The 26,987-nt window shown below is 56.2% G+C and carries 23 protein-coding genes; 18 read left to right on the top strand and 5 right to left on the bottom strand.

Translation table 11 applies throughout. The features are described from left to right. Positions 1-13: 13 nt before the first annotated feature. The 4 genes from BUB27_RS01655 (at position 14) to BUB27_RS01640 (ending at position 3,991) form a co-directional block, all read left to right on the top strand. On the top strand, positions 14-499 hold the full coding sequence (locus BUB27_RS01655) for a hypothetical protein (RefSeq protein WP_143157800.1): 486 nt from the start codon (positions 14-16) through the stop codon (positions 497-499). Positions 500-758: 259 nt separating this feature from the next. Beyond that, positions 759-1,214 carry a hypothetical protein gene (locus BUB27_RS01650; protein ID WP_143157799.1) on the top strand — a complete coding sequence of 152 codons (456 nt, stop codon included), beginning with the start codon at positions 759-761 and terminating at the stop codon, positions 1,212-1,214. 257 nt (positions 1,215-1,471) lie between these two features. After that, the gene (locus BUB27_RS01645) at positions 1,472-1,972 is read left to right on the top strand and encodes a hypothetical protein (protein WP_143157798.1); all 501 of its coding nucleotides are present in this window, start codon (positions 1,472-1,474) and stop codon (positions 1,970-1,972) included. Positions 1,973-2,545: 573 nt separating this feature from the next. Next, positions 2,546-3,991, top strand: coding sequence for a glyceraldehyde-3-phosphate dehydrogenase (locus tag BUB27_RS01640; RefSeq protein WP_143157797.1), 1,446 nt, complete (start codon positions 2,546-2,548; stop codon positions 3,989-3,991). Between the two features lie 1,610 nt (positions 3,992-5,601). On the opposite strand, the gene BUB27_RS01635 is transcribed toward BUB27_RS01640, so the two are convergent. Next, a complete protein-coding gene (locus BUB27_RS01635; RefSeq protein WP_159434728.1) occupies positions 5,602-10,110 on the bottom strand; it encodes a LamG-like jellyroll fold domain-containing protein in 4,509 nt (1,502 codons plus the stop codon). 1,473 nt (positions 10,111-11,583) lie between these two features. Between BUB27_RS01635 and BUB27_RS01630 the strand changes: the two genes are divergently transcribed. The 3 genes from BUB27_RS01630 to BUB27_RS01620 all read left to right on the top strand — a co-directional run bounded on the left by BUB27_RS01630 (position 11,584) and on the right by BUB27_RS01620 (position 13,644). Further along, positions 11,584-12,738 carry a hypothetical protein gene (locus BUB27_RS01630; protein WP_143157795.1) on the top strand — a complete coding sequence of 385 codons (1,155 nt, stop codon included), beginning with the start codon at positions 11,584-11,586 and terminating at the stop codon, positions 12,736-12,738. Positions 12,739-12,863: 125 nt separating this feature from the next. After that, positions 12,864-13,271, top strand: coding sequence for a hypothetical protein (locus BUB27_RS01625; RefSeq protein ID WP_143157794.1), 408 nt, complete (start codon positions 12,864-12,866; stop codon positions 13,269-13,271). A 7-nt stretch (positions 13,272-13,278) separates the two neighbouring features. After that, entirely contained in the window at positions 13,279-13,644 is a 366-nt protein-coding gene (locus tag BUB27_RS01620; RefSeq protein WP_143157793.1) for a hypothetical protein, read from the top strand. Between the two features lie 662 nt (positions 13,645-14,306). Here BUB27_RS01620 and BUB27_RS01615 read toward each other — a convergent pair. Next, positions 14,307-14,660: a hypothetical protein gene (locus BUB27_RS01615; protein WP_143157792.1), complete on the bottom strand. Its 354-nt coding sequence runs from the start codon at positions 14,658-14,660 to the stop codon at positions 14,307-14,309. 362 nt (positions 14,661-15,022) lie between these two features. On the opposite strand from BUB27_RS01615, the gene BUB27_RS01610 reads away from it, so the two are divergent. The 10 genes from BUB27_RS01610 (at position 15,023) to BUB27_RS01565 (ending at position 22,266) form a co-directional block, all read left to right on the top strand. Continuing rightward, entirely contained in the window at positions 15,023-15,532 is a 510-nt protein-coding gene (locus tag BUB27_RS01610) for a hypothetical protein (RefSeq protein ID WP_143157791.1), read from the top strand. A gap of 83 nt (positions 15,533-15,615) precedes the next feature. Beyond that, the gene (locus BUB27_RS01605) at positions 15,616-17,148 is read left to right on the top strand and encodes a hypothetical protein (RefSeq protein WP_143157790.1); all 1,533 of its coding nucleotides are present in this window, start codon (positions 15,616-15,618) and stop codon (positions 17,146-17,148) included. 33 nt (positions 17,149-17,181) lie between these two features. Beyond that, positions 17,182-17,751: a tetratricopeptide repeat protein gene (locus tag BUB27_RS01600; RefSeq protein WP_143157789.1), complete on the top strand. Its 570-nt coding sequence runs from the start codon at positions 17,182-17,184 to the stop codon at positions 17,749-17,751. A 38-nt stretch (positions 17,752-17,789) separates the two neighbouring features. Further along, entirely contained in the window at positions 17,790-18,101 is a 312-nt protein-coding gene (locus BUB27_RS01595; protein WP_143157788.1) for a hypothetical protein, read from the top strand. A 21-nt stretch (positions 18,102-18,122) separates the two neighbouring features. Then, the gene (locus BUB27_RS01590) at positions 18,123-18,749 is read left to right on the top strand and encodes a hypothetical protein (protein WP_143157787.1); all 627 of its coding nucleotides are present in this window, start codon (positions 18,123-18,125) and stop codon (positions 18,747-18,749) included. A 10-nt stretch (positions 18,750-18,759) separates the two neighbouring features. Continuing rightward, positions 18,760-19,218 carry a hypothetical protein gene (locus BUB27_RS01585; protein ID WP_143157786.1) on the top strand — a complete coding sequence of 153 codons (459 nt, stop codon included), beginning with the start codon at positions 18,760-18,762 and terminating at the stop codon, positions 19,216-19,218. 50 nt (positions 19,219-19,268) lie between these two features. Next, positions 19,269-20,174: a hypothetical protein gene (locus BUB27_RS01580; RefSeq protein WP_143157785.1), complete on the top strand. Its 906-nt coding sequence runs from the start codon at positions 19,269-19,271 to the stop codon at positions 20,172-20,174. A gap of 601 nt (positions 20,175-20,775) precedes the next feature. Beyond that, positions 20,776-21,213: a hypothetical protein gene (locus tag BUB27_RS01575; protein WP_143157784.1), complete on the top strand. Its 438-nt coding sequence runs from the start codon at positions 20,776-20,778 to the stop codon at positions 21,211-21,213. A gap of 10 nt (positions 21,214-21,223) precedes the next feature. Beyond that, complete coding sequence (locus tag BUB27_RS01570) at positions 21,224-21,691, top strand: hypothetical protein (protein WP_143157783.1); 468 nt, start codon at positions 21,224-21,226, stop codon at positions 21,689-21,691. A 23-nt stretch (positions 21,692-21,714) separates the two neighbouring features. Then, on the top strand, positions 21,715-22,266 hold the full coding sequence (locus BUB27_RS01565) for a hypothetical protein (RefSeq protein ID WP_143157782.1): 552 nt from the start codon (positions 21,715-21,717) through the stop codon (positions 22,264-22,266). Between the two features lie 36 nt (positions 22,267-22,302). Here BUB27_RS01565 and BUB27_RS01560 read toward each other — a convergent pair whose 3' ends face one another. Together BUB27_RS01560 and BUB27_RS01555 are read right to left on the bottom strand one after the other, a co-directional pair. Next, positions 22,303-24,225: a hypothetical protein gene (locus BUB27_RS01560; protein ID WP_143157781.1), complete on the bottom strand. Its 1,923-nt coding sequence runs from the start codon at positions 24,223-24,225 to the stop codon at positions 22,303-22,305. 363 nt (positions 24,226-24,588) lie between these two features. Further along, on the bottom strand, positions 24,589-25,131 hold the full coding sequence (locus BUB27_RS01555) for a hypothetical protein (protein ID WP_143157780.1): 543 nt from the start codon (positions 25,129-25,131) through the stop codon (positions 24,589-24,591). A gap of 126 nt (positions 25,132-25,257) precedes the next feature. On the opposite strand from BUB27_RS01555, the gene BUB27_RS01550 reads away from it, so the two are divergent. Continuing rightward, a complete protein-coding gene (locus tag BUB27_RS01550; RefSeq protein ID WP_143157779.1) occupies positions 25,258-25,776 on the top strand; it encodes a hypothetical protein in 519 nt (172 codons plus the stop codon). Between the two features lie 15 nt (positions 25,777-25,791). On the opposite strand, the gene BUB27_RS01545 is transcribed toward BUB27_RS01550, so the two are convergent. After that, complete coding sequence (locus tag BUB27_RS01545; RefSeq protein ID WP_143157778.1) at positions 25,792-26,157, bottom strand: hypothetical protein; 366 nt, start codon at positions 26,155-26,157, stop codon at positions 25,792-25,794. Positions 26,158-26,987: the final 830 nt, after the last annotated feature.

Here is a 26,987-nt window from a genome sequence, read left to right as displayed (position 1 = left end):
AGCATTCCCAAGCATGAATTACTACAGCTTTGAGATCGATGGCGTGAAGGTCGGCTACTTCGAGTATGAGGATCGGGACGGCATCCTCTACCAGCGGGCTTGCTTGGCGGTGAACGGCGAGCGGCAGGAATTCCCCTTCTGGGTAAAGTACCTGGGCACGACCATCTCTGCCTACAAGTCTGGCAACGGGGACTATGTCTCTCTGCCAGGAGATAGCGAGGCCGTGCCCTCCTCCGCGCTGATGCTTTTTCTCGACAAAATTTGCACGGGCGATGACCTGCGTCTCCCCGTGATCAATGAAGGCAGTGGAGAGATCAGCGGCGAGGCGAGCTTCATCCGCGAAGGTGACAAGATCCAGGTGCTGCTGGATGGAAAGCCCGACAAACATTTCATCCTGCAAGGCGGCCGCATCGTGGAATTCGGCTGGGGCGGCCAGGCCGTCTCCCGCCTCATGCCCAGCAAGGAAGCAGCCGTCACCGGCACGGCATGGGCTGAGTGAAGCGCCCGCTGGGCGCTTGTTATTGGTCTAGCCCCTGCGGGGAGAATTTAGTATTAAGAATCGAGAATCAAGAATCGAGTTCCTGCTAAATGAAACCTGCGCGACCCTCGTTGGGGTCGTGTTCTATTTTTAATCCCATACCCGGGGTAGCGATCCTGCGGCTCGCAACAGCCGGGCTAAGGTCCGGAACCCTGTTGGGGTTCTTTGGGATGATTCCATGATTGATCCAGCCTGAGCATACTGGCTAGAGTCCTTGGCGATGATGAAAGGTGTTCTTTATGCGGCGGGTCTGGCGCTCGTCTCCGTGCTCTCCTTCCAATTCGGCGTGCAGCGGGCGGAGGCGCGGATTGAGGGTTCTCAAGAGTCCAAGACAGCTTCCGGGTTTCCTGATAAACGCGAGGCGGTAGCGAATCTGAATGAGGCCATTTGGCTGGAGAACCTTCTTGCGGCAAAAGATTACGATAACCTCCGGCAAATGGCCGACGCCAAGATCGTAAGCAACCTGACAGCCTACGCATCCACCTGGCCTGACGATGCAGAAAGATTCCAGGAAGAAATGTCTAACTCCGAGAAGCAGCTGCTCATCGTGCTCAAGCGCGTCCAGGACAGATCCTTCAGCGGAAAAGACATCGTGGACTACGAGATCCTGCTGCAGCGCCTGCGGGACGACCAGCTTCCCGTTAGACCAATAATTTCCTCTGCACCTTCCGAGTGATGCGCTAGGCCGGAGACTTGCTCCAAATCTGGTGACCTTACTAGATGAAACCTGTTCCACCACCCCTCCGGGGTGGGTTTTTATTTTGGGGGCCGGCTCTCGGGGTTGCGCTTGCCGGGGCAAGCTTACCACCGTGCTTTGTTCCATCATCCCTCCGGGATGTCAGCGCCCGCTGGGCGCTTGTTATTGGTCACGGAGGATCTTCTTGGTTTACAAATGATTGTTGAAGTAGGAGGATCAACGGTCACTAGCAACTTATGAAAACATCCTGCACCATTGGCCTTACTCTCTATCTACTCGCCTCCTCTAACATCGCAATTTGTGATGAGGGAGACAGCCTGATTCAAAAAGACAAACTAACGATCGATGGTGAGCTCTTTGCGAATTTTGAAGTGCATGAATGTAAGGTAGAGTCCCTTTACCAAGGAAAGGGAACGCACGTGATCTACACACTCGGGGCGAACAAGCAGCTCCTCGATATCGAGGCTCACATGAATCATGAAGGCTTCTACTTCGAATGGAAGTTACTCTATCTGGCCGACCAGAAAGAGTGCGCGGTACAGGTAAAAAAATGGAAGGTCTTGGAACAGAGCAAGGATGGCATCGTCCCGCTGAGCAGCACTTTGCTGGATGTGAGAAATTGGAAAATCATTCCAGAGAAAAATCAGGAGCTTGATGAGAACAACTACAACAAGCTCTACATCCTTCTCATGCACTCCATTGAAGAAGATCTCAAGAATTCAGGCATAAGCCAATAAGATGCCCATTCATAGGCCTGCTAGATGAAATCTGCGCGACCCGCGTTGGGGTCGTGTTGTTTTTTCTATCCGATACCCGGGGTAGCGATCCTGCGGCTCGCAACCACCGGGCTAACGTACGGAACCCACGTTGGGGTTCTCTAGCATGCATCCCGGAGGGTTGAGTTTCATCTAGCTCCATTCGTGAGATTCGTGCGGATTCGTGGTGAGAAACGCTTCATCATGCTGGGTTTCATCTAGCCCCCATTCGTGAGATTCGTGCAGATTCGTGGTGGAAATGCTTCATCAAGCCGGGTTCCATATAGCCGGAATCAGTCATCAGTAATTTGTAATGCCCCAGCGGGGGCCCTGCCCCGCTGGGGATCATGACATACCTCGGGCTCTTCCGTCATTGTGCTGTGGGGGGCGGCGTGGCAACATTGGCCAATCGTCCAATTGTCGTAGAGCGGAGGAACGATTCCCAGATTTGGCATAGAATCCGCATTTTGATTGCCAGAGCCCGCTCGAAATCATTGGTCGTGTACACATCTTTCGAAGTACCCGGGTTCATTCACCACGCACCCATCACTGGCCATGACATCTCTATTATACGAGCAGCGATTTTCTCAGCATCTGGACGAGCACGACACGTCCATCGAGCTGACGAGCAGCATCAATCATCTGGCACGCCGCCAGTCGATCGAACTGGTGCTGTTCCGGAATCACATCCTGAACATCAGCCCGGCCAAGCTGCTCAAGCTTCATTCCGAAAATCTGGTGCACCCGGAGGTGGCCATCCACCTAACGGCCAAGATCGCCCAGTTGATCGAGGGACTGGAGCTGGAGCCCTGCACCATCGATATCGGCAAGCTCGCCGTGAAATGGGAGGAAGAGGAGGAAGGCTATCTGGATGATGCGCTGGCGGCCTTTCTGAAGCGGGAGCTGGCGGACTTCGCCGGTGGTCCGCGGCAGAACACACCGCCGAAGGATGTGGTGCTCTACGGCTTCGGCCGTATCGGCAGGCTGCTCTGCCGGGAGCTGATCAAGCAGGCGGGCAACGGCCACCAGCTCAGGCTGCGCGCCGTGGTGGTGCGCTCGCTGGACGAGGAATCTCTCAAGACACGCGCCGCCCTGCTGGGCAATGACTCCACCCACGGCACCTTTGATGCCACCATCACCATGGAGACCAGGGACAATACCCTTACCATCAACGGGCAGAGGGTGCAGTTCATCGAGGCCAACAGCCCGGATGAGGTGAACTACCACCAGTACGGTATCTCGGATGCCCTGGTGATCGACAACACCGGCGCCTACACCACCCAGGCCGAGCTGTCCCGCCACCTGGAGGCCGCCGGAGTGGCCAAGGTGATCCTCACCGCACCGGGAGAGGACTTCAACAACACCGTCTTCGGGGTCAACCAGGACCTGCTCGATCTGGAGAAGGAAACCATTTTCTCCGCCGCCTCCTGCACTACCAATGCCATCTCTCCGGTGCTGGATGTCATGCAGAAGAAGTTCGGCATCGTCAAAGGCCACATCGAGTCCATCCACGCCTACACGAACGACCAGAACCTGCTGGACAACATGCACAAGAAGCACCGCCGCGGCCGCTCTGCTGCCGTGAATATGGTGATCACCTCCACCCGTGCCGGCACCGCCGTGGCGCAGGCCATCCCCTGCCTGGCTGGCAAGCTCACTTCCAATGCCGTGCGGGTACCCACCCCGAACGGCTCGCTCGCCATTCTCAATCTCGACCTGGAATCCAGCGTCACCGTGGAGGAGGTCAACCAGACCATCCGCGAGGCCGCCCAGGAAGGCCCGCTGGCCAACCAGATCAAGTACGCCACCGAGCCCGACCTGGTGTCCACAGACATCATCGGCAGCGACTGCTGCTCCGTCTTCGACTCCAATGCCACCATCGCCTCCCCGGACTCTAACAACGTAGTCCTCTACATCTGGTACGACAACGAACACGGCTACACCATGCAGGTAACCCGCCTCGCCAAGTACGTCTCCCACGTGCTCCGCCCGGTGTACTAAGCGCCCTGCGGGCGCTTGTCATTGGTCAATAGTCAGGAGTCATTGGGGCCTGCTTGATGGAACGTTTTCCACCACGGAATACACAGAAGCTACAGAAAGGCTGGCTTGATGAAACGTATCTAGCCACAGATTACGCAGATTGGGACTGATTGCTGGGCTGGATGGAGCCCCTGCGGGGCGATTACTGATTGGTGATTACTGATGACTGATTCTGGCTATATGGAACCCGGCTCGATGGAACGTTTCCACCACGAATCTCACGAATCTCACGAATGGGGGCTAATTGTAACCCTGCTAGATGGAATATCCGCGACCCGCGTTGGGGTAGGCCCCTGCGGGGCATTACTGATTGGTGATTACTAATGACTGATTCCTGCTTGATGGAGCCCCCTGCGGGGTAGCGACCCTTCGGCTCGCAACCGCCGGGCTAAGGTACGGAACCCACGTTGGGGTTCGTCCATGCGGGTTTATCAGGAGGCAATGGAGGGTAGGATCCGTAGCAGGTAGGGAGTAGCGAGTAGCGGAAATTTCCTCGAGGAAAATTTCATCCATGCTTTATCCCTCTGGCCTGCATGTGTGGCTGATCTCCGGTTTATCCGGAGAGGCTACTCGCTACTTCCTACTGGCTACGGTAACGAATCATCTAATCGGAAGCTTGTACAGGATCGCGAGGCTGGATGGGGCCCCTGCGGGAAGAATTGAGAATCATGAATACAGAATCAAGCCTGGGACGATGGAACGTAGCCCTGCGGGCTGGTCATCGGACTACTTAGCAACAGGAGATAACATCCTTCCTCCACCCCTCCGGGGTGGTTTTTGTTTGTGGGCCCGGTTCCCGGGGTTGCGCTTGCCGGGGCAAGCTTACCGCCGCGCTTCGTTCCCTCATCCCTCCGGGATGTAGCGCCCACTGGGCGCTCGTCATTGCCCCTGCGGGGAGAATCGAGAATCATGAATATAGAATCAAGTCCAGAACGATGGAACGAAGCCCTGAGGGCTGTTGGTTGGTCATGAGCCATTAGGGCTCCATCTCACCAGCCTTTTTCCTTTCCCCTTTATCCTTCCCACTCCCCGCATGGGCGAACCCCAAGGGGTTCCGGACCTTAGCCCGGCGGTTGCGAGCCTAAGGGTCGCTACCCCGGGAACCTGCATTAAAAATAGAACACGACCCCAACGCGGGTCGCGTAGGCTCCATCTAGTCAGGCTCCATCTAGCCCGATTCGTGAGATTCGCGTAATTCGTGGTCAAAGAAAACTACCCACCAACAGCCGTTCCATCTAGCAGGACTTCATCATGCCCCATTCGTGAGATTCGTGCAGATTCGTGGTGGAAAACGTTCCATCATCCCGGGCATCATCAAGCAGGAAATCCATTCCAATCTGAGTAATCTGTGGCTAGAAACGCTTCATCAAGCCCGGTTCCATCCAGCCAGCCTTTCTGTATCTTCCGTGTATTCCGTGGTTAGAAAAGCTTCATCATGCCGGGTTCCATCATACCAGGATCAGTCATCAGTAATTTGTAATCAGTAATGCCCCGCAGGGGCCCAACAACACCGGGACCAGGCCTGGAGGCACTGATCCCGATGCGCACACGCAAATGCTTACTCTTTCTTGTTAGGGAGTGACGGTGACTTTGGCATCGTCCCAGGCGGTGACGCCTGTGCTGGCATCCCTGCGGCCCTCTAGTACCAGCCAGAGTGGCTGGCCGGCATCCGCCGCAGTGGCGGTGTAGCTGGTGGTGTATTCTACCCAACTGCTGCCCGGCCAGATATTCCCCGGGCTACCCGCCACGGGGGTGGTGGGTGCGGTGCCGAAGTAGCAGCGCGCCACTGGATAGGAACTCCCCGCCCGGCGACCCCAGACGCTGAGTTGATAGGTGTAGCCCTCCACCATGCCATCCGTCACCGGGTAGGAGAAGGCGGTGGAGCGCCCGCCATTGAGGAATTTCCCGCTGCCGCTCATGGTAGGCACGGTCATGCCACCGGAGCCGTCATTGTGCGGGCGTACGCCTACCGATCCATGATCACCTGCGCCAAGGATATCCGTCTTGGTCCAGCTGATGCCACCCTCTACCGGAGTGGAAGCCGTGGCGTCATCATCAAAGCTGTCCAGGAAGAAGACCGCCGGGCTAGCCAACTCACGATCCGGCACCAGCGGGTCCGTGCCAAAGAGAATCTCGTCACCATCCGGCAGAGTATCGTCATCGGTATCAGGATCGTAGGGGTCAGTTCCAAGCAGGATTTCCTCGCCATCTAACAGTCCATCCGAATCTTCATCCGGGTTATTGGGATCCATAGCGTAGAGCTCCTCGTCTTCATTGCTTAGGCCATCGCCGTCGCTATCTGCTGCGCCGGTGGTAACGGCTACGAAGCCGAAATGGACGACTTCCCATTCATCGGTCAGACCGTCGGCATCCGAATCATCATTGGCAATGTCCGTCACGGTGATGGCGATCACGGCGGTGTCCGTGGCACCAGACAGGTCGGTGACTTGCACGCTGAGCGAGAAGACAGGATTGGCCAGGCTCTCGTAGTCCAGCAGGCTGGTGGTGGATATCTCTCCGGTGATGTAGTCGATCGTAAACTGGCCCTGCGCATTGCCTGAGAGGATCTCGTAGCGCAGCGCATCCCCGCCATCCGTATCCGTAGCACTCACGGTGGTGAGCACGACTCCGCCTGCGGTATTTTCCGGCACGCTCAGCGTAGCACCACTGGCGGACGGGGCTTGATTCACGATGATCTGGTCCGGCGCCGTACCTTGTGCCAGCGCGCTCACCTGGCTGGCATCCAGCGCGGTATTGTAGATCGCAAAGTCATCTAACAGACCTCGCAGGCTATTTCCGCCATCCTGTGCCGAACCGATGAAGAGCTCGGTAAAATCTGTCACCAGCGGGCTTTTTCCGGAGGCGGAGGACAGCAGGCTGCCATTCACGTAAATGCTAGCGGTGCCACCATCCTTCACATAGGCCACGTGGGTCCAGCTGGTCCAGAGAACGGAGGAAGCATTTACCCATATTCTGTTAGACGAGGAAGTGCCGCCGCAGTCAAAGTAGATGCGGTCATTGCTCCAGGGGCTGTGGGCCTGAATGCCGCGCTGACCCGCACTGCTGCTCGGAGACACCGCCCAGAAGGAAGAGTTCTTGTAGCCTGTCTGGCTCTGCTTTTGCCAGTAGCTGATGGTCAGCTTGTCATTCTGGGCCGCTTCTTTCAGGAACTGCACGGCTGCGACTCGCGCAGTCTGACCGCTGGAGCTAGTGCCCAAGTCGAGCGCACGGTCCCCGGCAGAAGAAGTCCTGCCGCCGGCATCCGCCGAGTAGGCCGCGCCACCCTCAAAGGCAGCCAGCGTATTGTTCTCCACGTCACAGGATCTGTTAGGGTCCGATGCGTCATTGAAATCCCAATGAGCCACCAGGGTATCTGGCACCACCTTGCGTAGTGCGATGCGCTGCGGTGCGGCCTGACGGTAGGACAGCGAGACCAAGGTATCACCACCATAGGGGGCCACACTCACCTGATAGGTGTGCTCCTCAGCCTGCAGCAGCCACTGGCCATCTAGCACGATCTGGAAGTCCGACTTGTCCGAGGTCTCCGAGGAACTGCAGCTGAGCCACAGCGTGCCTGCTTCCTTGCGCCAGATGTAGGCGCCCGGACGGCTAACGGAGACGAGCTCGCCTTCATTGATTTGCTCGGTAGCATCAAAGACGGCGGCAGCGTAGGTGCGGCTCGCCTTGTCGTAGAAACGGTGCACCTTCGAGCTGCGGTTGATGGTCACCGGCGCGGTGGCAGGATTTTCCATGGCCGTGGCATAGGCCGCCAGCTCACCGGGCTGCGGCTTCACCAGCACGGAGTACTCCACGAACTGGTCCTGAGGCGCGGCCCCGTGATCAAACCAGACCTTGGAAAAGAAGCCCGAGGTCGGATCAAACTGCTGCATGTTATTGAGCCAGTCGCTGGCGTAGGTGTAGCTCGGCGCCGAGCCAGTGCCATTGTAGTAGGCGGGCAGAGAATAGGTCCACTGCTGAGCGCCGCGCTCCGCCACCACCGGCGGATTGCCAGCCAGCGGGTGCACGTAGTAGCCGGTGCCATTGGCATCCGTGATCTCATGGCCGCCACCTGCCGGCAGGGACCAGGAACCCGTCCCCGTCTGCACCGTGCCATCCAGATCAATTCCCTGGTTGCCAGGATCGCTGTGTGCCTGCTGGATCAGTCCGGTGTGCAGGGTGTCGCTGGAGGTGATGTTATTCGTCACCAGCACGATGCGCTTGCCCATGAAAAAGGCGCTCTTGTCCGCGTGCCCGGCGTGGTACATCCAGATGCCGCCCTTACGCAGATTTGCACTGCCCATCAGATTACTCTCACCGCCGAAGTAAGCCGGAGTACGCCAGTATAGAAAGTCCGCATAGGGAATGTCCTTGGTGGTGACATTCGGGTAGTAGGAATAGTCCCAGCCTTCGTACTGGAAGCCGGAGTCCACCTCGTTCGGCTTGCGGCCATTGTTCCCCACCGGCATCACCATCAGCGCGCCGTGCATGCTTTTCACATTAAAATGATCCGGCAGCCCCATCGCATCATAGGCTTCGCCACCACGCCAGTGGCCATGCTGGCCGCGCAGCGTGACCAGCCAGTCGTCCCCGCCATCGCCACGATGGACAGAGACCCCATTGGTCGTATGCGAGTAGTGCCCTTTCAGCGCCGCTGTGTAGAGCGGTGAATCACTGCTTATGTTAGACGGAATGCTCATGCTCTGCCACTCCACGGGCAGGGAGGTACTGCCAGCGCCCGCCTTGGAAATGGCGGCATAGGCCAGCTCGGTCTCCTCCGTGATGGTCTGGCCCTTGAAGGCGGCACTGAGGCGCGCCACCTCCGTAGGGAAATACACCGTCCTGCCGAATCCGCTACTGGTCGGCGAAGATCCCGAACGCAGGCCCGCCCGCATCTGCATGTGCAGCGGGTTGTAGTCCCCCGTCGTGGAAAAGTCCCAGGCCAGCGCGGCACTGCGGAATCTCTCCACCGCCTCCGCCGTGAAGTCTGAGGTGAAGCCCGCCTGAGTCATCACCTTGTGGTAGGAAACCATCGACCCAAAGGAATACTGGGCATAGGAAATGTGGTGACCGTCATGATGGATCACCGCGCCATCCAGCGGCACCAGCTGCGCCTTGTGGTTCCCTTCCTTCCCTGTGATCGAGACATCCAGCCCGCGCCGCACCAGTCCTAACAGCTGCCACTTCGCCTCGTTATCCCCGATCAGTGCCAGCCCCTTGAAGGCCGTCGGGAAGTAGTTCAGATAAATATCTGTAGAAGCACTGGCATGATCATTCAGCAAGCTCCTGCCATAAGACACATAGAACATGCTCAGGCCCAGCAGATCACGCTCGGCCGCCGGCAGGGAGTGAGCCATGCGGTAGACCTGAGGGGCATTGTTCCGCCAGGTGTAGCCATTGCCTATCCCCGGTACAGACTGGCCTCCGGGCAGATAATTCTGATCCAGGAAATGCTCTACCAGATCGTAGTAGAGCTGCTCCAGCGTGGGTGCCTGGGCTGCGGAGGCATTCTTGTAGTAGTCTGCCAGCGCTCTAACAGAAGGCAGGAAGTCGCCATTAAAGCTGGCGGGCAGGCTCAAGTTCGTCTGTGAACCACTGCCCTCACCATCCATCACGATGCCGCGTCCAGTCACCACCCCGGTACCGGAGTCACGCACCAGCGCAAACTTGCTGCGGATGGCATCCACCGCATCCATCTGGGCCTGGCTCAGGCCAGTACCATTGTAGTAGGTGAAGCCGCCCGGATAGCTGGCATCCACCTGCTGGATAGCGCTGAGCTGCGTACTCGTCAGCGAGGCGGGCTGCGCATTCGCATGGGCATAGTGGGTCTGGAAATCCCAGTCATAGGCCGGAGTGGCCAGCAAGCCCGTATGGGCCAGCAGACCAAACGAACACGCCAGCGCGATGCTCCAGCTGCGTGAGTTATAGACAGGCCGACGATCAGCCTGATTCTTTTCTAACAAACATGATTCATGCTGCGGTGATGGCCCGGCACACTTGCCCGATGCATCCTTGGTGTCACTGCCTGAGTGAACCAACAAGCGGTGGGTGAGCTCACTCCACCGTAGGGGTTTTTGTTTCATTCTCTGTTGTTGTCTAGGTTTGAATGCGGATGCAGGCGCATAGAGCACGCCCCACACATCCATGCGGAATGAGAACAAAGGAATAGAGTGGATACTATTACCTGTACTACACGTCAACATAAAATTACTATCACGCAGTTAGAGCATCCCCCCTGCGGGTAGAATCGAGAATCATGAATACAGTATCAAGTCCGGGACGATGGAACGTTTTCCACCACGGAATACACGGAAGGGACAGAAAGGCTGAATAGATGGAACCGGGCTTGATGAAACGTTTCTAACCACAGATTACGCAGATTGAGATTGATTGCTGGGCTGGTTGGATCGGCTGTCGGTGGGTAGATTTTTTCCACCACGAATTGCACGAATCTCACGAATGGAACTCCTGTGGAGAGTGGGAAGGATTGAGGAGAAAGGATAGAGGCTGGCTAGATGAAACCAATACGCGACCCGCGTTGGGGTCGTGTTTTTATTAAATCCTATTCCCGGGGTAGCGACCCTTCGGCCCGCAACCGCCGGGCTAAGGTACGGAACCCACGTTGGGGTTCGCCCATGCGGGTTTATCAGGAGGCAATGGAGGGTATGGGCCGTAGCAGGTAGGGAGTAGCGAGTAGCGGAAATTTCCTCGGGAAATTTCATCCATTCTTTATCCCTCTGACCTGTATGTGTGACTGATCTCCGGTTTATCCGGAGAGGCTACTAGCTACTTCCTACTGGCTACGGTACCGAATCATCTAATCGGAAGCTTCTACAGGATCGCGAGGCTGGATGGGGCCCCGGCGGGGAGAATTGAGAATCAAGAATACAGAATCAAGCCTGGGACGATGGAACGAAGCCCTGCGGGCTGTTGGTTGGTCATGAGTCATTAGGGTTTTATCTCACCAACCTTTTTCCTTTCTCCTCTATCCTTCCCACTCCCCGAAGGGGCCTACCCCAACGGGGTTCCGGACCTTAGCCCGGCGGTTGCGAGCCGAAGGGTCGCTACCCCGGGTATGGGATTAAAAATAGAACACGACCCCAACGCGGGTCGCGTAGGTTCCATCTAGCCAGGCTCCATCTAGCCCGATTCGTGAGATTCGCGTTATTCGTGGTAGAAAAAATCTACCCACCATCAGCCGTTCCATCTAGGTCGGATCAGTAATCTGTAATTGGTAATCAGTCATTCCCCGCAGGGGCCTACCCCAACGCGGGTCGCGTAGGTTCCACCTAGCTGGGTTTCATCTAGCCCCCATTCGTGAGATTCGTGCAGATTCGTGGTGGAAAACGTTCCATCGTCCCGGGCTCCATCTAGTCCCGCTTTCCGTCCCTTCCGTGTGTTCCGTGGTAGAAAAGCTTCATCGTGCTGGGTTCCATCATGCCAGCCTTTATCCTTTCTCCTCCCCCCTGCCCACTGGGCTGCCTACTTGACATACGGGAGCTGGAAGGTGTTTAATGTGGGCTCTCTTTTCACCCCGTGTGTAGTCTAAGCGTATCGTGAACCCTCGTCTTCCATGGCTGATTGCTGGCTCTGCCCTCTGTGCAGCGGGGCTGGTCGTGCTGATGAATCGCGACCTCGAACACGGTGACATGCCTGCAGACGACAAGGCTGGTTCACAGGCCCAGAGATCGATGAGCGGAGTGGTAAGCGCCAAGAACCCCGCTGCCCAACGCGAAGCTAGGATCCTGAAACTGATAGACCGCTTCCATAAGCTGCAGGAAAGCTCGGCTAGTCATGAAGAAAAGAAAACGCTGGCGGAGCAAGTCTGCCGCGAGCTGCTCTTCAGCCCGGAAATGGACCAGCTGCTCAGCGAGATGGAGCGCAGGGGGATGACGCGAATCATCGAGATGATGCGGTCTCCACTCATCGATACTTTATCCGACATTCATGACGACAACATCAAGGCAGAGGCCCTCGCCTCGCTCATGGAGCACCCGGCTACGATCAGCCATTTCAGCTATTCTTACCTCTTCCTTGAGATGGCGATCTTTAACCTGCCGGACGAGGACTTTAAGAAGCTAAAGACCAGCCTCGGGAAGTACAGCGCCACCTATCAGAACCAGGCTCAGTTCTATTACTACAAGCACCACATGAGAGAGAACCCAGAGAAACATTTCATGGAAGGCTTTAAGCTGCTAGACTGGGAAAACGATACACAGTTCGCCAGCTACGAGGCAGAACAGCTGACTTACCAACTCTCCTGGGCCGGCCGTAACATTCCCTATGAACAAGTGATCGACCAGGTCCACACCTTGACTGCCGATAAGGAAGAAAACTCCCCTTCCAGAGACATCGTCCTCACCAAGCTCTACAGTTTCTGGTCCTCAAAAGATCCCCAGGCCGCGCTGGAGCACGCGCAGAAAATCTCCGCCGCAGAGACCTACATCAAAGAGCTCGCCACCAGCGTCTATCAGAGAAAGGATTCGCAAGAGATCGTGCAATGGCTGGATAGCATCCAGGACGAAGCCACCGCCGAGCAAGCCCGCTACATCGTCGCCCGCGGCCTAAACGCAGACCCCGTCCTCTCCCGCATCATCGCAGAAGGTATCAGCGATCCCGAACGGCGCGCCGCCGCCTTCAAGGCCATCGAGGCCCATGAACGCATCCGTGAAAGAAGAGACGCTAGAGACTTCGGCACCAAGATAGAATGAGTAAAGCCCTGCGGGCTTATCATTAGTCAATGGTCACAAGTCATTGGGATTTCACTGAAACGCAATCTAGGTTCTTTATTCTAAAGATTGTGTTAGTAAGCTGCAGACAAGCCACACCACTAGCCATGTACAAGTACCTCTTCCTCATTCTGATGTCCCTACCTTGCATGGGAAACATGTTGCGCATCCCCGTCTCTGACGAGAACGGGAAAGCCATGAACGAGCTGGTCTTCTTCATCGAAAAATCTACCGACAAGAAGAAAGGCTACCAACTGGCCATCTACTCACCGGTCAAAAACTTTCTGCAGGTCAACTACACCATCATGCAGAATGACAAACCCGTCAGCCAGAAGACTCGCCTCAAGAATAGCATCTTCAGAGAAGAGATGGTATTCCACTCAGTAAATTTACTAGAGGAAATCTCTACCCACGTGGACCTGGACAACAAGAAGGGCGATGAGCTCCGACGTCTCTTTGAGGAGCAGAAAACCAAGAAGTTCCACATCATCGTGCACGGATCCATCACCAAATAGACCAAGCATGTTAGACTCGATACACAAACGCGCCTGGCTCGCTGCGGGGATCTGCCTGGCCTTGCTCGCCGCGGTCTGTGGCTGGCTGATGATGGATCAGGAATACAAGCGCCTGCCCTCGCCGGACGGCCGCTACACCGCCATCGTGAGCTCTCCCCGCTACGCCACCGCCCTCCCGGCCTTACCCGGTGGAGGTGGGGACAAGGCCGGCCACATCCGCATCATCGATGCCGCCGGTGAGAGCTACGGCGAGCTCCCCCTCTTCATGCTCAGCCAGGCCAATGACCTGGTATGGACCCGTGGAGGCGCCCGCATCAAAGGCGTCGGCGAGTGGGACTTCGCCAGCAAGACCTACCAGAGCTGGGAGGAGTAGGGTGGAAGCCCTGCGGGCTTGTCATGAGTCATTGGTCAAGAGTCATTGGGGAGCCCAACACGATGAAGCGTTCCCACCACGAATCTGCACGAATCTCACGAATGGGGGCATGATGAAGCCCGGCACGATGAAACCTGTTCCACCACCCCTCCGGGGTGGTTATTTGTTTGGGACCTGGTTCCCGGGGTTGCGCTTGCCGGGGCAAGCTTACCACCGCGCTTCGTTCCAACATCCCTACGGGATGAAGCGCCCAGCAGTCGCTTGTCATCAGTCAAGGGTCACAAGTCATTGGGATTGAGTTTCCGCTTAGTTCATTCGGTACCGTAGCCAGTAGGAAGTAGCTAGTAGCCTCTCCGGATAAACCGGAGATCAGTCACACATACAGGTCAGAGGAATAAAGCATGGATGAAATTTCCCGAGGAAATTTCCGCTACTCGCTACTCCCTACCTGCTACGGACCCTACCCTCCATTGCCTCCTGATAAACCCGCAGGGGCGAACCCCAACGGGGTTCCGGACCTTAGCCCGGCGGTTGCGAACCGCAGGTTCGCTACCCCGGGAACCTGCATCAGTCATCAGTAATCACCAATCAGTAATGCCCCGCAGGGGCCTACCCCAACGCGGGTCGCGGAAGTTCCATCTAGCAGAGGTTCCATCAGCCCCTCAATCTGTGTCTTCCATCGGGTTTTGGAGGTCTTGTACCCGCCCACGTTCAACATGGGCACTTTGATCCTTTACCACAGCCAGATACAAGGCCTGCTGCAGGCCATCCAGACCACGCTCCTCACGCTGGCTCAGAGCCGCCTTGTAGGAATAGGTGAAAAGAAACCCAGAGGCATCCCCCTCGTAACTCACGATCACTTCTTTGGCCACCTCGCCACTCAGCTCCGTGATATAGCGGCTCAGCTCCTCCCTGAGCACCTTGCGCATCTTTTTGTGATACGCATCGCTCCCCAGCTCTATCATCGCTCTTCTCTCCGCCTCGCCTTTTGGAAAAGCTTCCCAATTTGCAGACATATAAGTCCCTCCCCGAGTGCGCTCATACAGCACTTCATTCTCCCAAAAACTGAACGCCCCTCCACCCAAGAAAAGACAGCACAAAAAAACCAGGGCAAACCAACGCAGCTTCATGACTTAACAACGTTCCTTGCCCAAATGATCTTAGCTCAAAGCACAGCTCTCTGATGAATCCACTTTCTGCCCCTTCCGTGTATTCCGCGGTTAGAAAAGTTCCATCTAGCCCGGCTCCATCATGCCCCCATTCGTGAGATTCGTCCAATTCGTGGTTAGAAACGCTCCATCGTGCTCGGCCTCCAACTCCATGATTGACCCATAGGCGCGGCGGGCTAGCCTGACGGCGTCACCGTTTTGCCAAAGCCATGAAAGCGATTCTACTTCTTTTGTCCCTGCCCCTTCTGCTCGCCTGCAAGCAGCGCCAGACCTTGGGGGATGTAGAGCCGCCAGCAGAAGATCCGGATACGGCAATCGCGGAATCCCCCGCAAAACCCAGAAATAAAAGTATCATCGGCATCTGGAGGCCACTTCTAGAAAAGCCCTCGGACAACGTCGTCATATACACCTTCAAGGAAGATTCCACCGTAGAGCTGATTACCGTTAGCGAGGGCAAAGATTATAGTCTCTCCAAGGACAAGTGGAAGAAGGTTGATGCCTTTGTCTATGACGGCATTGCGGAGATCCCCTTGAGGTCCGAGGTCCGTCAAGTCGCTAAGGAGCCACCCAACCTCAAGAACGTGCGTAGGGCCAATGCAGTGGCTTATGAACTGGGAGGAATGCTGTTCATCCATGACCTAGACGATGACACTCTAACTGTCGATCACGACTGCTATGTCAATGTTTACCATCGCTTAGAGGAGGTCAGAAGTGAGTAAGAAAAGCTCTATTCCTTCCGCTTTCAGCCCCTCACGCATTTCTATGGCCGCAACCCAAACCACCTAACATTAGATCTCCACCCATGCTCAACGCACGCACCTGGCATAAGCTTTGTCTCAGCGGATACCTGATGTTTCCCGCTCTCGTAGCCTATTGGGTTTTTCCGGATCATCCGCTGATCTGGCTGGCCTACCTGGCCCTGCTCTGGGGGGGGCTGGTATTTGTCGCCGGGGGGATCGTGTGCCTCCTGATGACCTTCGGGAAGATGGGGCTGGGCTGCCCGACATGCCGCGCCCACAGTGAGGTGCTGGGCATCCACCAGTCCAGAATCACCATCCAGTGCCCAAAGTGCGGCGAGATGGATCTCAGGATCGGCCTGCTGAGTGGCTTGCTCAGCAACGAACCAAAAGTGGAAATCACGGATGAGGACTACCTAGCCGATGACAGGCCGCGCTACCGCTCCACCCTCCACGTGCCTTTCTGCCACCCAGTCGCTTTCGGCCTACTCTATTTCCCAGTCGTGGGTGTGGTCATCGCCGCAGCGGTGATCCACCAATTCTCCTGGTTCTATCTACTCATCCCGGGCTTCTTCTGCTATTTTCTATCAGGCTTCATCCTGGAAAGCCTCTTCACAGGCAAGATGACGGATAAAGGGGAAACCATCACGCGCGCCTACTCTCCTTTCCGTTTCTACTCCTCTCTCGTCTCCTGGCTAGTGGTCTACCTCTTCGCGCTCGCTTTCCCTGTCGGCTTCGCACTGCAGGAGAGCAAGAAAGAACAGACTACCCAGCAGGAGGCTGAGACCCCGGAGAAAAACGCCGCCCTCTCGCTGGACGAGCAATACCCGCTGCCGCCTTACGCCCGGGAATCCCTGAAGAAGCTCCAGGCGCGGGTGATCTTCGACGGCATCCTCCAGCCCGGCGAGTCCAAGCGCTTCGAGAATTTCGGCGAAGTCCAATCGATCGGTTACTATGTCGACCAAACCATGAGCGAGACACCACACAAGCTCTCATTGACCTTTAGCTGCACAGACGGTGGCTGGTACAGATCGCTTGAAGGCTCGCAAATCACCCCGGCAGAGCCTCCCGTCAAGAGCGGCTACACCGCCCACAACGATGGTCCCACGCCGCGCCGCATCCTCGTCTACACAACACCCATGGAAGAGCCCGTCAAAGTTTCCAAACTCACCAGCGCGACCTTAGGCTACAAGGATGCGGACCAGGGCGACATGGCCAAGATCAGCAAGCTGATCCATTCCTATGTGGCGGATGGCGCCACCACCGTCAATTTCCCCAGCGGCAAGTGGCAGTGGCACGACCTCTCCCAACTGGATCTGCCTGCCGATGCCCAGAAGAGCCTGGAAATCCCGCTCGGAAATCTCCAGTTAGAAGCCCTGGAGAAGCAGGTGCGCGACTGGATCTCCACCGAGCAGATCAAAGCCGTGCAGATCAGCATCGACCCCCAGGCCCCGGCCAAGCTATTCTTCAGCATCGAGCACGTACTCAGCGAACTGAAGATCCCCTACGCCCTGCTCGACGGCACTGAGCACAGCCAAGGCAAGATCCTCCTCCAGCAGACCGACGGCAAAGCACGCGTGATCGCTCCAGATAGATAGCCGCCAACACACCTTAACCACAGACTAGAACCGATGCGAAATAACATAACCTGGGAGACACTCTACCAAGAGGCCAAGCGTGAGTTCGAAGCCCAAAACTACCGGAATGCTGTCAGCCTACTCGAGGAAGGTCTGGACTTAGCCTCAGACTCGCTAAACTACCTTCAACTGTTAGGAGGTGCCTACCAGGCAAATGGGCAAGTGATGGAGGCCGAGCAAGTGTTTCTGCAGATACATGACATCGAACCCAGCTTCGGCAGTCAGTTCAATCTGGCCGAGTGCGCCTTTGTCCGAGGCGACTATGCACTCGCTCAGGAGGAATTTAAAAGAGCCTTGTCGATGGCTCCCGCGGAACCTATCCACCGCAGCATCGCCGCCTTCAAGGTCATCGTATCCGCCGGGCTCGCTGGCAGCCCCATACCGGATTGTTATGATCAGGAGTTTACCGACACCGGAAGCCACTACAACCAGCTCGTCCACAGCATCTGGGACAATGACTTGGAGCGCGCCCATGAACTTATCGAGTCACCACAGACCAACAGCTCAGATGCTGGTCCCTACATCGATACCCTCAGAACCTCCGGCATGATTCAAGATGCATAGCCAAACAGGTGATACCAACTAACCAAGATCCTAACATCATGTTCAAGATCAAACAAAACGTGGAACGCGCCGTGCAGATCGCTACCGATCCGGAGCTGCGCGCCAGATCCATCGCCCAGCTGGAGAAGAAGCTGGAGCTCAACCGCATCTCCCTGCTCAGCTCTCTGCTCGCCTTCGTAGCGCTCACCCTCATTTACATGATGGACAGGGAAGATCCGCATAGCCTCAAACTGATGTTCTTCATCGGCTTCGTCACGCTCTGCTCCCTCCTCAGCTACACCTCCTACTTCAACCGCCTCGTGCAGCTCAAGATCGAGGAAGCACGGGACTGCGGCAAAGCCACGGACTAACAGACACAAGTATTCTCACCCATGCGCAAACCCATCATCATCTCTACACTGGCAGCTCTCATTCTAGCAGCCTCGGGCATCACTCTCTGGAATGCCTCCCAGCCAGTTTTCCAAGCATCTAACACCAACAGTTTCTCACTTGAACATGATGGATTAGCAGAAACCTACCGTGAGCTCGGAGGGTTCACGGTCTCTAAATGGTCATACCGCCAGTGGTTTGAAAAGCATGACCTCTTTACGATGCAAGGCTGTGTAGCCGCTGACCAAGCTGGCACCAAGGTAGTCATAGGAGGCTCCGTTGTCGGGTTAGACATTTCCAGCAGCGACTCTACTGGCAGCTCTACCGTGATCTCTAGATCCAGCGCCGGGGTCATCAGTGAGGACGGTAAATCCGTGACTCCAAAGATAGAAATCAAGATCGAGTACGACCTACAGCACGGCACGGCCACTCTACTGAATACAGGACAGCAGCACCCCCTGACTTCAGACAAAGTCTACACTGTCTATCTGGATAAAGATTTCCAAATCAGCCAATTCGTCATGCTCGACCCCGGCAGCCCTCCGGAAGGAATTCACCCAAAACTCATCGAAGCCTTCCTTAGTCTAGAGGCAACAAAGAAGGAACTCATGGAGATAGACCCTTCGTAGAAGACCACCTATGGATGACTACCATTACAGACCCATCACCTTTGAAGACGTAGAGCTCCACCCCTCGGCGATGGCGATGCTCCTGCTGGATTCACTGATTCCCAGCTTGAGCAAGCAGACAGCGGATTGGATTTTCGACTTTCGTACCTGTTGCGGCAAGCTGTGCACCAGCCCTTCCTCCGTGTGCGAGGCTGCTGCCAAGGAACTGCTAGAGAAGATACCAAACTACCGCAGTGCCATCCTCAGTGATATTTCATCCAGAATCGAATGCGAGTATTCCGCCGAGCAAATCCTTGAGTTCTGGAATGAAGCTTTGGCTGAGATCCTCAGGCTTGCCCGGGTGGCAGACACGCATTGCTCATGGATCGCCCCCATCCACCCCAAAGACCCCATCCAGTCTCTCGAAGACCATGCCGACTTCTATGCCAGATTCCTCAAAGCCACCGAGAAAGCAAGCGATGGCGATTGATCATTTCCAATCCCCTGAAAACTGTTAGTCCCAGTGGACGTTTTAAAATCATGAAACTTATCTCCATCATCCTCGGCATGGCGGGCCTGCTGGGTACCCTGCAGGCACGGCCCCAGGGCGAACTTAGCGACGGCAAAGCACAAAGCATCGCAAGTCTGGGAGTGCGACTCACGCCGCCGGCCGGCATGAAAACCATCCTGGCAGGCGAGACCGAGCCGGTGAACTACGCCTTTCCCTGGTTCCAGGGCAAGGACGGCCACATCAATCTGGCCACAGTGCCGAAATCGCTCGATGACCCGCAGCTGGAGCAAGCCGTGGCCAAGCACCTGGCCCACCCCAAGAGCCCCTTCAAGCTCCAGGCTGAAGTCCAGCCCATCCAACTGAAGTCCGGCATCGCCGCCCTGCGCGCGGAGCTGACTGGCAAGACGGATCCCGGCCTGCAGGTCATCCGGATCTATTTCAAGACCCGGCAGGGCAGCACCGGCTACATCCATATCCTCCCCACACCCGGCCAGAGCCAGGTGCTGGAAACCGCCGTCCGCTCCACCCTCACCCACGGCACCGCCACCCCCGCCGATCTCCCCAAAGACCTCCAGAAAAACATCGACGGCCAAACCGGCACCCCGCAGGCTGCGGAAACCATCATCCCCCCTAAGATCAACCTCCTACTGGCTACGCTGAAAAAGGGAATGACTCAGGACGAGCTGACCACCCGCATCAAGCAGTATTACCCCGAATCTTACTTAGCAGAATCCGCAGGAGGACTGGCGAACCAAGTACTCACATACCGTCTAGTTCAGGGAGAAAAAGTACTTTTTGAGCTATCCATGCATGTCACCGATCACAATGAAAACTGGATCCTCAAGAGCGAAAAATTCACTCTCTACAATTCAGCTTACAACAGATGGGTTGTGATAGAAACTCAGCCCTTCCGAGCGGAGAATCCCAAACCATAGATTCAAACACACCGCTGGCTCCCCTGTAGCTGTACTCCAGCCCATAAAACACCTCCCTTCCCCCACCCCTCCGGGGTGGTTTTTTGTTGGGGGTCCGAGTTCCCGGGGTTGCGCTTGCCGGGGCAAGCTTACCACCGCGCTTTATTCCCCCATCCCTACGGGATGCAGCGCCCGCTGGGCGCTTTTCATAGGTCATGGGTCATTGGGGTTCCATCTAGCAGGGATCAGTAATCTGTAATTTGTAATCAGTAATGCCCCGCAGGGGCGAACCCCAACGGGGTTCCGGACCTTAGCCCGGCGGTTGCGAGCCGCAGGATCGCTACCCCGGGAAGAGGATTAAAATAAAGAAACGACCCCAACGCGGGTCGCGTAGGCTCCATCTAGCCAGGATCCATCTAGCCCGATTCGTGAAATTCGTGCGGATTCGTGGTGGAAAACGCTCCGTCTAGGCCGGATCAGTAATCTGTAATTAGTCATCAGTAATGCCCGCAGGGGCCTACCCCAACGCGGGTCGCGGAAGTTCCGACAAGAAGGTGATTGCCCGGATCGTTCATCTGGTTAGACTGGCCGCATTCGTGTCACTCCAGTTACGTTCCCGCCTATGAAAATCCTTATCACCCCCCTGCTCGCGCTCAGCATACTGACAGCTTACGCCGACGAGCCCACACCGGAGAAGAAAGGCATTTCCCCTGCCGTCAGCCAGCAATTCGGCCAAGTGATCGAGGTCAAAGTCGTCTTCGTGGAAAAGCCGAACACCTACTACGCGCAGAACATGGTCAAAGCCAGCTGCTACGTGAAGATCCTGGAGGTCAACGGCAAGAAACTGGAGCAACCCGTGGTGCTGGAATACCGCTGCGCGGACGTCGACTTCAAGCTGGGCAGCCAGCACACCCTCACCGCCTACGAAGACCTGCAGAGCAGCGGCGTAAACCGCGAGTGGGACGGCAAAATCCGCCAATTCAACTACGGCATCAGCCACTTCATCCGCCTAAGAAACCCCGCACTGCCAAAAGCAAAGAAGCCTTACACCATAGAATAGATTCCATCCGATGAAAACCATCCTCAAACACGCCCGCTCCCTCGGCATGCTGATTGCAGCTCTCGCCTTCACCAGCTGTGCGGACACCGCACCGAATACGGAAAGCTGCCGCATCCACAAAGTTCCCACGCAGCAAAAGAAAGGCTTCCTAAGAAATGACCTTTTTAAATCCACTTCAATGAACAAGGACGAGAGAGATTTCATGATCATCTTTCCGCCAACCGGCAGCTCTCAATGCTACAATCTCATCACCTCACGCACCCAGAAAGGGGTCTACACCCACCCAGTCCAATTCCCCTGGTGTCCCCGATGCCAAGCTGAGCACGATTCCAACAAAGCCAAGTTTGATAAACTCACCCCCAGCCAGCGTGCCGCCGCCCGCGAAGAAGGACTCAAGAAGATTAACTCTATACTTGGCAGAAGCCTAGACATGGAAGCACCAGATCTCGACCTACCACCCCCACCCAAAGATCTCTAACATAAAATAAACCCAGTCTCATCATGCCCACACCAGCCTTACACGATGTACTTCGGATACTCGCCGGGGAATCCGTCTTTGACCGGGACACCGACAGTAAGATACTCCAAGCCTCCAATGAAGTAACAGCCCGTGCCTTGTACGAAATGGTGCGGGAATACGATACCAACTCACCAGACTGGGCAAAGGAATTGGCTAATGACTTAATGGAAATCTCCGAGGGGGACCCCAGTGTACTCATCGGATTTGATGACGGCAGATGGCAAGGGCGGGAAGGTGATGACGAGGATCTCTCCCCTGAGTCAGGCCTCCATGAAGAATACCTGAAGCTCGAGTTTGTGAATGCCGATGCCTGCTTCTATCAGTTTCACCTTTTCCCGACATTCGAAGAACCGTTCTTTGAGGAAGTCTCTAGAAAGCGCGCCTATGAGTTTCAGTATCTCAACATCAGGGTAACCCATCCTGATGACGTACAGGTCTTCATCCAGAACCTGCGCGGTAATCCGCATCTGGTAAAGATCCACCAATCAAATGCTGAAGAGTTCTCTGCCGCACCATCACAGAACCCTGGCTAGACCCCACACTTCCTACTGAACACTCCTCACAGGGGCTCACTCCTGCTCTGGCCTCATAAAGTCCTGTGGGTTATTGCGCAGGGTCTCGCCCATCTCGCGGGCCATCTTGACCAGCTTCTTGGGAAGCGCAGAACCAGTCACCTCCAGGTCGTCTGTGCAGGATAGCTTGCCTCCTGGAAGCGTGTGGGTGAGCATGATTTTCTCCTTGGCCACAGTGAGAGTGATTTGCTCGCCCTCCTCACTGAACAGTGTCCTGGTATAGTCGGCCTCCAGCTCCGCAGCCGCGATGGCATCTGGCAGCGCCTTGTACAGCTCCGCTCCCAGCCCGCGGCTGATGCGGCACCTTCGCTTCCCTTCCTTCCAGAGCAGGATCACCATCTCCTGCACCTCACCATTGGGAAGCATCTCCACCTGGGCATGATAGGTTTTCCCCAATCCAGCGGACAGATGGTAAGCATCGACCAAGAGACCCGTATCCTCCTGAGGCAGGGGACGGGCTGTGGGCACCTGTGGAGGTGACTTGTACACGCCGTATAAGCTGAGGTACCAGCTGGCGGCGGGCTCGGCCTGCTGCAGTAGTTCTAACAATTTTCCCCGGACCTCCGGCATGACCACCGCCCTCTCTTCACCGCGGCGTACTTTGACGAGGTAGTGCCCGTAGCCCTCCACAGCCTGCACATACATCTTATTCTCAGTGCCTACTTCGCCTTTATAGATCTTGCCCTCCGCGGCAGCCTCGCAGACACGGGCCAGCTCCATGATTTCCTTTGGATTGAGCTTCCACCTCTTCTGGTTAGATCCCGGCCACTGCAGGAATATCTTGGATAAGCGCCTCCCCTTGTCCTTGTCCACGTGGAGGAGACCATCCGTCTCCACGTGCAGCGCCACCCTGCCTAGCTTTTTATCGCCCAAGTCCCTAGTGAGATACAGCCTGGCGTTATGGGTCAGGATAGGCTTCGCCTTCGTGTAGAGCAATTCGGCCAGCTTCTCCAGCCATGCATGCTGCTGCTCATTCATGGCGAGCGCCTGCTGCTGGTACTTCGCCAGCTGCTGCAGCTTCTGCCGGGGAATCGTGACCGTCCATTCAGTCGTGGCATCCACCAGCCCGATTTTCTCTCCCTGCGTCAACAGCTCCATTTCCGCACTGCGCTCTTTCTGGTCAAAGGTCAGCCGGTAATACTCGCTAGAACTCCGGAGCGAGGTGATGACCGGTACTTTCTCTCCCTTCTCCAGCTTCTCTGGCACCTTCTCCAGTCTCCTGCTCAGGCTAGGGGCAGGCAGGGCTCTCCGGAACTTGCCCTCCCCGTAGCCCACTGCCAGGCCGCGGCTGACGCCCTGCTTCTCCCCATTGTCATAATAGGACGCGTAGGCCTCTATCCTCAGTGGCTCCACATCCACCGTCCCTAACAAGCAATAGATCCCTATTCTCTCCGTGAATGGCGGCCTGGCTTCCTCCGTCTGCTCCGGCACGGATGTCGCCGTGGCCAGCTTGCGGTACCACTCACGCGCCGCCAGAGCATCCTCAAACATCCGGGCATAGCTGCTCACCTCATCCGGCGTAAAATCTAGAAACTTTTCCCCTATGCTCACGCGCACCGTGTACCCCACCTGCTGCCGCACGCACTCATAGTATACCTGAGTCCCATCCGTCACAGACGACCCCTCGTAGGGCTCATCATAGATCGCACTGAGAAATACCTTGGACAGCTCCTCCGCATCCACTTCGCTACGCTCATAGCCCTCCTTGAACCCACGCAGCGAGGCATACCATTCGATCTTACACGCGTCCTTACCCCCTTCGAAATAGTAGCTCGCACTCAGGACCATCTGCCTGTGTACCCCGTAGGCACCCTCACGGATCCCCCAGCTCACCTTCATCTTCTGCCCCTCAGGAATCAGAGCCTCAGATCCTAACAAAGACGACAAGGGAAACAGCAGAAACAAAATCAACAGGCGCATACACATCACCTGCCTTATCCCAGAAAAGCCCCGCCATGACAAGAGCTAGGGAAGCAGGAAGTATAGAGGAGAAAGGATAAAGCCTGACGAGATGGAGCCCATGCGGGGAGAATTGAGAATACAGTATCAAGCCCGACATGATGGAACGAAGCCCTGCGGGCTGGTCATTGATCATTAGTCATTGGGTAAACAACTAGCAGGAAACACCCCGGAGGGGTGATGGAGAGTAGCGCGGGGTAAGCGACCATCGGGAGCGCCCCCCCGGGAACCCGCCTCTCTCTAACTACCACCCCGGAGGGGTGGAGGAAGGTTCTCACATTCTGAAGGAACCATGGTTAGAACGAATCCCTGCTGGTCGTGCCCCTATTCCTCCGGAATCAGATGGGCGGAGAACTGAGCTAGCTGGGCCTGCGGATAGAGGCGGCAGTGCAGCAGGAAGTCTGTCTCCTGATAGCGCACCGCGCAGGAGACGCAAATCCAGCTCTGCTTCGCCAGCTTGCCTGAGGCTCCGTTGTAACCTGATCCGTAATGACTACCCAGAAATCCAGGCTTCCTGAAGGACTCTATACCACCATCCCAGCCCCCGTTATGGTGTTTTGAAGCAGCATGCGAACGGTACATCAGGATCTCAGCACCATTGCCCTCCAGCTTCTGCTTGATCTGGCTGGAGATTGCGGTGGCCTCCTCAACGGTACTGAAGGTGAAGTCAATCGGGCTAGTCTGGTGGTACTCAGAGTAACGGCGAGTATAGGAATGGGATACCATGTCACCATCAGCCTTCACCGCCTCCGCCATGGCACTGACTAGATCTTCCATGGCATCTTCCTGATCGGGGTCCTTCTTCTCCTTGCAGGACACCAAGCCAGATAAAAACGCCACACAACAAATCACTTTCAGCCATCGCATGGGCTGAGGCTATGACCAAGAACCACGAAGCTACCAGCACATTCCACCGTTCCTTCTCTAACTCCAGTCCATCTTTTTACGTTCTTTCTTGAATAGATTCTAACATTCAGGAGTCCTACCTCCTGTATGAAACCATCTGCATCTCTGAAAAAACTCATCAAAGCCTCTGCCGCCCTCTCCCTATGCCTTGCTCTGCCAGCCACCGTCCTAGCCGCAGACGACGTCAAGCCGCTCGTGGATGAAAGCCTGGTCATGGCCAAGGGTGGCACGGTGCACCGGGTAAGGATCCCGGCAGATGCCTCCGCGGCTTCCCTCATCAGGCTCACCAGCCGCCGTGCCAGTGGAAAGGCGATGGCCACCACCTCTTTTCTCTCCGTGGAAGTGGGTGAAAATGCTGGCAAAGTCGTGACTCTCATCCTCATTCCCATGGAGCCACGTGGAGGTGAAACCCATCTGATGGCCAGAATCATACTCGCGGACGGCTCCAGCGTGGCGGGCAAGTACACCCTCTTCCAAACGCCAAGTACCTACCACAGCGTCAGCCCCAGAAAAATCTACAAGCCCGGCGACACCCTGCTAGACTTCGGCTACAACCGCTCTCAAAGCACCCTCATATCCCTCACCATCACGGAGCCGAAGAAATAAAAGATTCATCACTCACTACCGTGCATCCTGCGCAGGAAACTCTGCGCCGCCTGGGATCACCACGGGCATCAGCTCGGCCTGCGTGACCACATCCAGCACATTGTCCCGATTGACCGGGATCTTGCCGGGGATCAGGACAAACTGATCCGCCGGGAGACCGCTCATGGAGGGAGCATTGGTGATCGCGAAAGAGCCGTAGCTGGTTAAATAAGACACCGACCGGTAACTGTAGTCATCCCACTCGAAATCGCTCACAACTTCAGCGATCTCGCTACGCTTTTGCTGCTGGGCAGCCCGGTGCTCCAGGTATTCCTTCCCCTTGATGTACCCGCCCACAGCCAGCGCAGCCAAAACCAACAATAGTAAAATTCTCTTCAGCATGATTCCCCTCCCTCAGAGTTCTTCTCTCTAACTAGAGTGACAAGCCGACCATGACAAGCCCTGCTAGATGAAACCTACGCGACCCGCGTTGGGGTAGGCCCCTGCGGGGCATTACTGATTGGTGATTACTGATGACTGATGCAGGTTCCCGGGGTAGCGACCCTGCGGCTCGCAACCGCCGGGCTATGGTCCGGAACCCACGTTGGGGTTCGCCCATGCGGGTTTATCAGGAGGCAATGGAGGGTAGGATCCGTAGCAGGTAGGGAGTAGCGAGTAGCGGAAATTTCCTCGGGAAATTTCATCCATGCTTTTTCCCTCTGGCCTGTATGTGTGATTGATCTCCGGTTTATCCGGAGAGGCTACTCGCTACTTCCTACTAGCTACGGTACCGAATCATCTAATCGGAAGCTTGTACAGGATCGCGAGGCTGGATGGGGCCCCTGCGGGGAGAATTGAGAATCATGAATACAGAATCAAGCCTGGGACGATGGAACGAAGCCCTGCGGGCTGGTCATCGGCCTACTTAGCAACAGGAGATAACATCCTTCCTCCACCCCTCCGGGGTGGTTTTTGTTTGTGGGCCCCGTTCCCGGGGTTGCGCTTGCCGGGGCAAGCTTACCACCGCGCTTCGTTCCATCATCCCTACGGGATGTGAGCCCTTCAGGACTTCTGTCTCTTCAGTGTATTCCGTGGTAGAAAAGTTCCATCTAGCCGGGATCAGTAATCTGTAATTTGTAATCAGTAATCGCCCCGCAGGGGCGGGGCTTCATCTAGCAGGAAATCCATTCCAATCTGAGTAATCTGTGGCTAGAAACGCTTCATCGTCCCGG

This window comes from Rubritalea squalenifaciens DSM 18772, from assembly GCF_900141815.1.
GTDB lineage: Bacteria > Verrucomicrobiota > Verrucomicrobiia > Verrucomicrobiales > Akkermansiaceae > Rubritalea > Rubritalea squalenifaciens.
This window is presented reverse-complemented; position numbering and strand designations above follow the sequence as displayed.

Coding starts and splice junctions, on each gene's coding strand:
- BUB27_RS01585 (WP_143157786.1), top strand. CDS start 18,760: ATGGATGACTACCATTACAGACCCATCACCTTTGAAGACGTAGAGCTC.
- BUB27_RS01550 (WP_143157779.1), top strand. CDS start 25,258: ATGAAACCATCTGCATCTCTGAAAAAACTCATCAAAGCCTCTGCCGCC.
- BUB27_RS01650 (WP_143157799.1), top strand. CDS start 759: ATGATGAAAGGTGTTCTTTATGCGGCGGGTCTGGCGCTCGTCTCCGTG.
- BUB27_RS01560 (WP_143157781.1), bottom strand. CDS start 24,225: ATGCGCCTGTTGATTTTGTTTCTGCTGTTTCCCTTGTCGTCTTTGTTA.
- BUB27_RS01640 (WP_143157797.1), top strand. CDS start 2,546: ATGACATCTCTATTATACGAGCAGCGATTTTCTCAGCATCTGGACGAG.
- BUB27_RS01590 (WP_143157787.1), top strand. CDS start 18,123: ATGCGCAAACCCATCATCATCTCTACACTGGCAGCTCTCATTCTAGCA.
- BUB27_RS01545 (WP_143157778.1), bottom strand. CDS start 26,157: ATGCTGAAGAGAATTTTACTATTGTTGGTTTTGGCTGCGCTGGCTGTG.
- BUB27_RS01620 (WP_143157793.1), top strand. CDS start 13,279: ATGTTAGACTCGATACACAAACGCGCCTGGCTCGCTGCGGGGATCTGC.
- BUB27_RS01575 (WP_143157784.1), top strand. CDS start 20,776: ATGAAAATCCTTATCACCCCCCTGCTCGCGCTCAGCATACTGACAGCT.
- BUB27_RS01610 (WP_143157791.1), top strand. CDS start 15,023: ATGAAAGCGATTCTACTTCTTTTGTCCCTGCCCCTTCTGCTCGCCTGC.
- BUB27_RS01580 (WP_143157785.1), top strand. CDS start 19,269: ATGAAACTTATCTCCATCATCCTCGGCATGGCGGGCCTGCTGGGTACC.
- BUB27_RS01565 (WP_143157782.1), top strand. CDS start 21,715: ATGCCCACACCAGCCTTACACGATGTACTTCGGATACTCGCCGGGGAA.
- BUB27_RS01615 (WP_143157792.1), bottom strand. CDS start 14,660: ATGTCTGCAAATTGGGAAGCTTTTCCAAAAGGCGAGGCGGAGAGAAGA.
- BUB27_RS01655 (WP_143157800.1), top strand. CDS start 14: ATGAATTACTACAGCTTTGAGATCGATGGCGTGAAGGTCGGCTACTTC.
- BUB27_RS01625 (WP_143157794.1), top strand. CDS start 12,864: ATGTACAAGTACCTCTTCCTCATTCTGATGTCCCTACCTTGCATGGGA.
- BUB27_RS01600 (WP_143157789.1), top strand. CDS start 17,182: ATGCGAAATAACATAACCTGGGAGACACTCTACCAAGAGGCCAAGCGT.
- BUB27_RS01595 (WP_143157788.1), top strand. CDS start 17,790: ATGTTCAAGATCAAACAAAACGTGGAACGCGCCGTGCAGATCGCTACC.
- BUB27_RS01645 (WP_143157798.1), top strand. CDS start 1,472: ATGAAAACATCCTGCACCATTGGCCTTACTCTCTATCTACTCGCCTCC.
- BUB27_RS01635 (WP_159434728.1), bottom strand. CDS start 10,110: ATGAAACAAAAACCCCTACGGTGGAGTGAGCTCACCCACCGCTTGTTG.
- BUB27_RS01570 (WP_143157783.1), top strand. CDS start 21,224: ATGAAAACCATCCTCAAACACGCCCGCTCCCTCGGCATGCTGATTGCA.
- BUB27_RS01555 (WP_143157780.1), bottom strand. CDS start 25,131: ATGCGATGGCTGAAAGTGATTTGTTGTGTGGCGTTTTTATCTGGCTTG.
- BUB27_RS01605 (WP_143157790.1), top strand. CDS start 15,616: ATGCTCAACGCACGCACCTGGCATAAGCTTTGTCTCAGCGGATACCTG.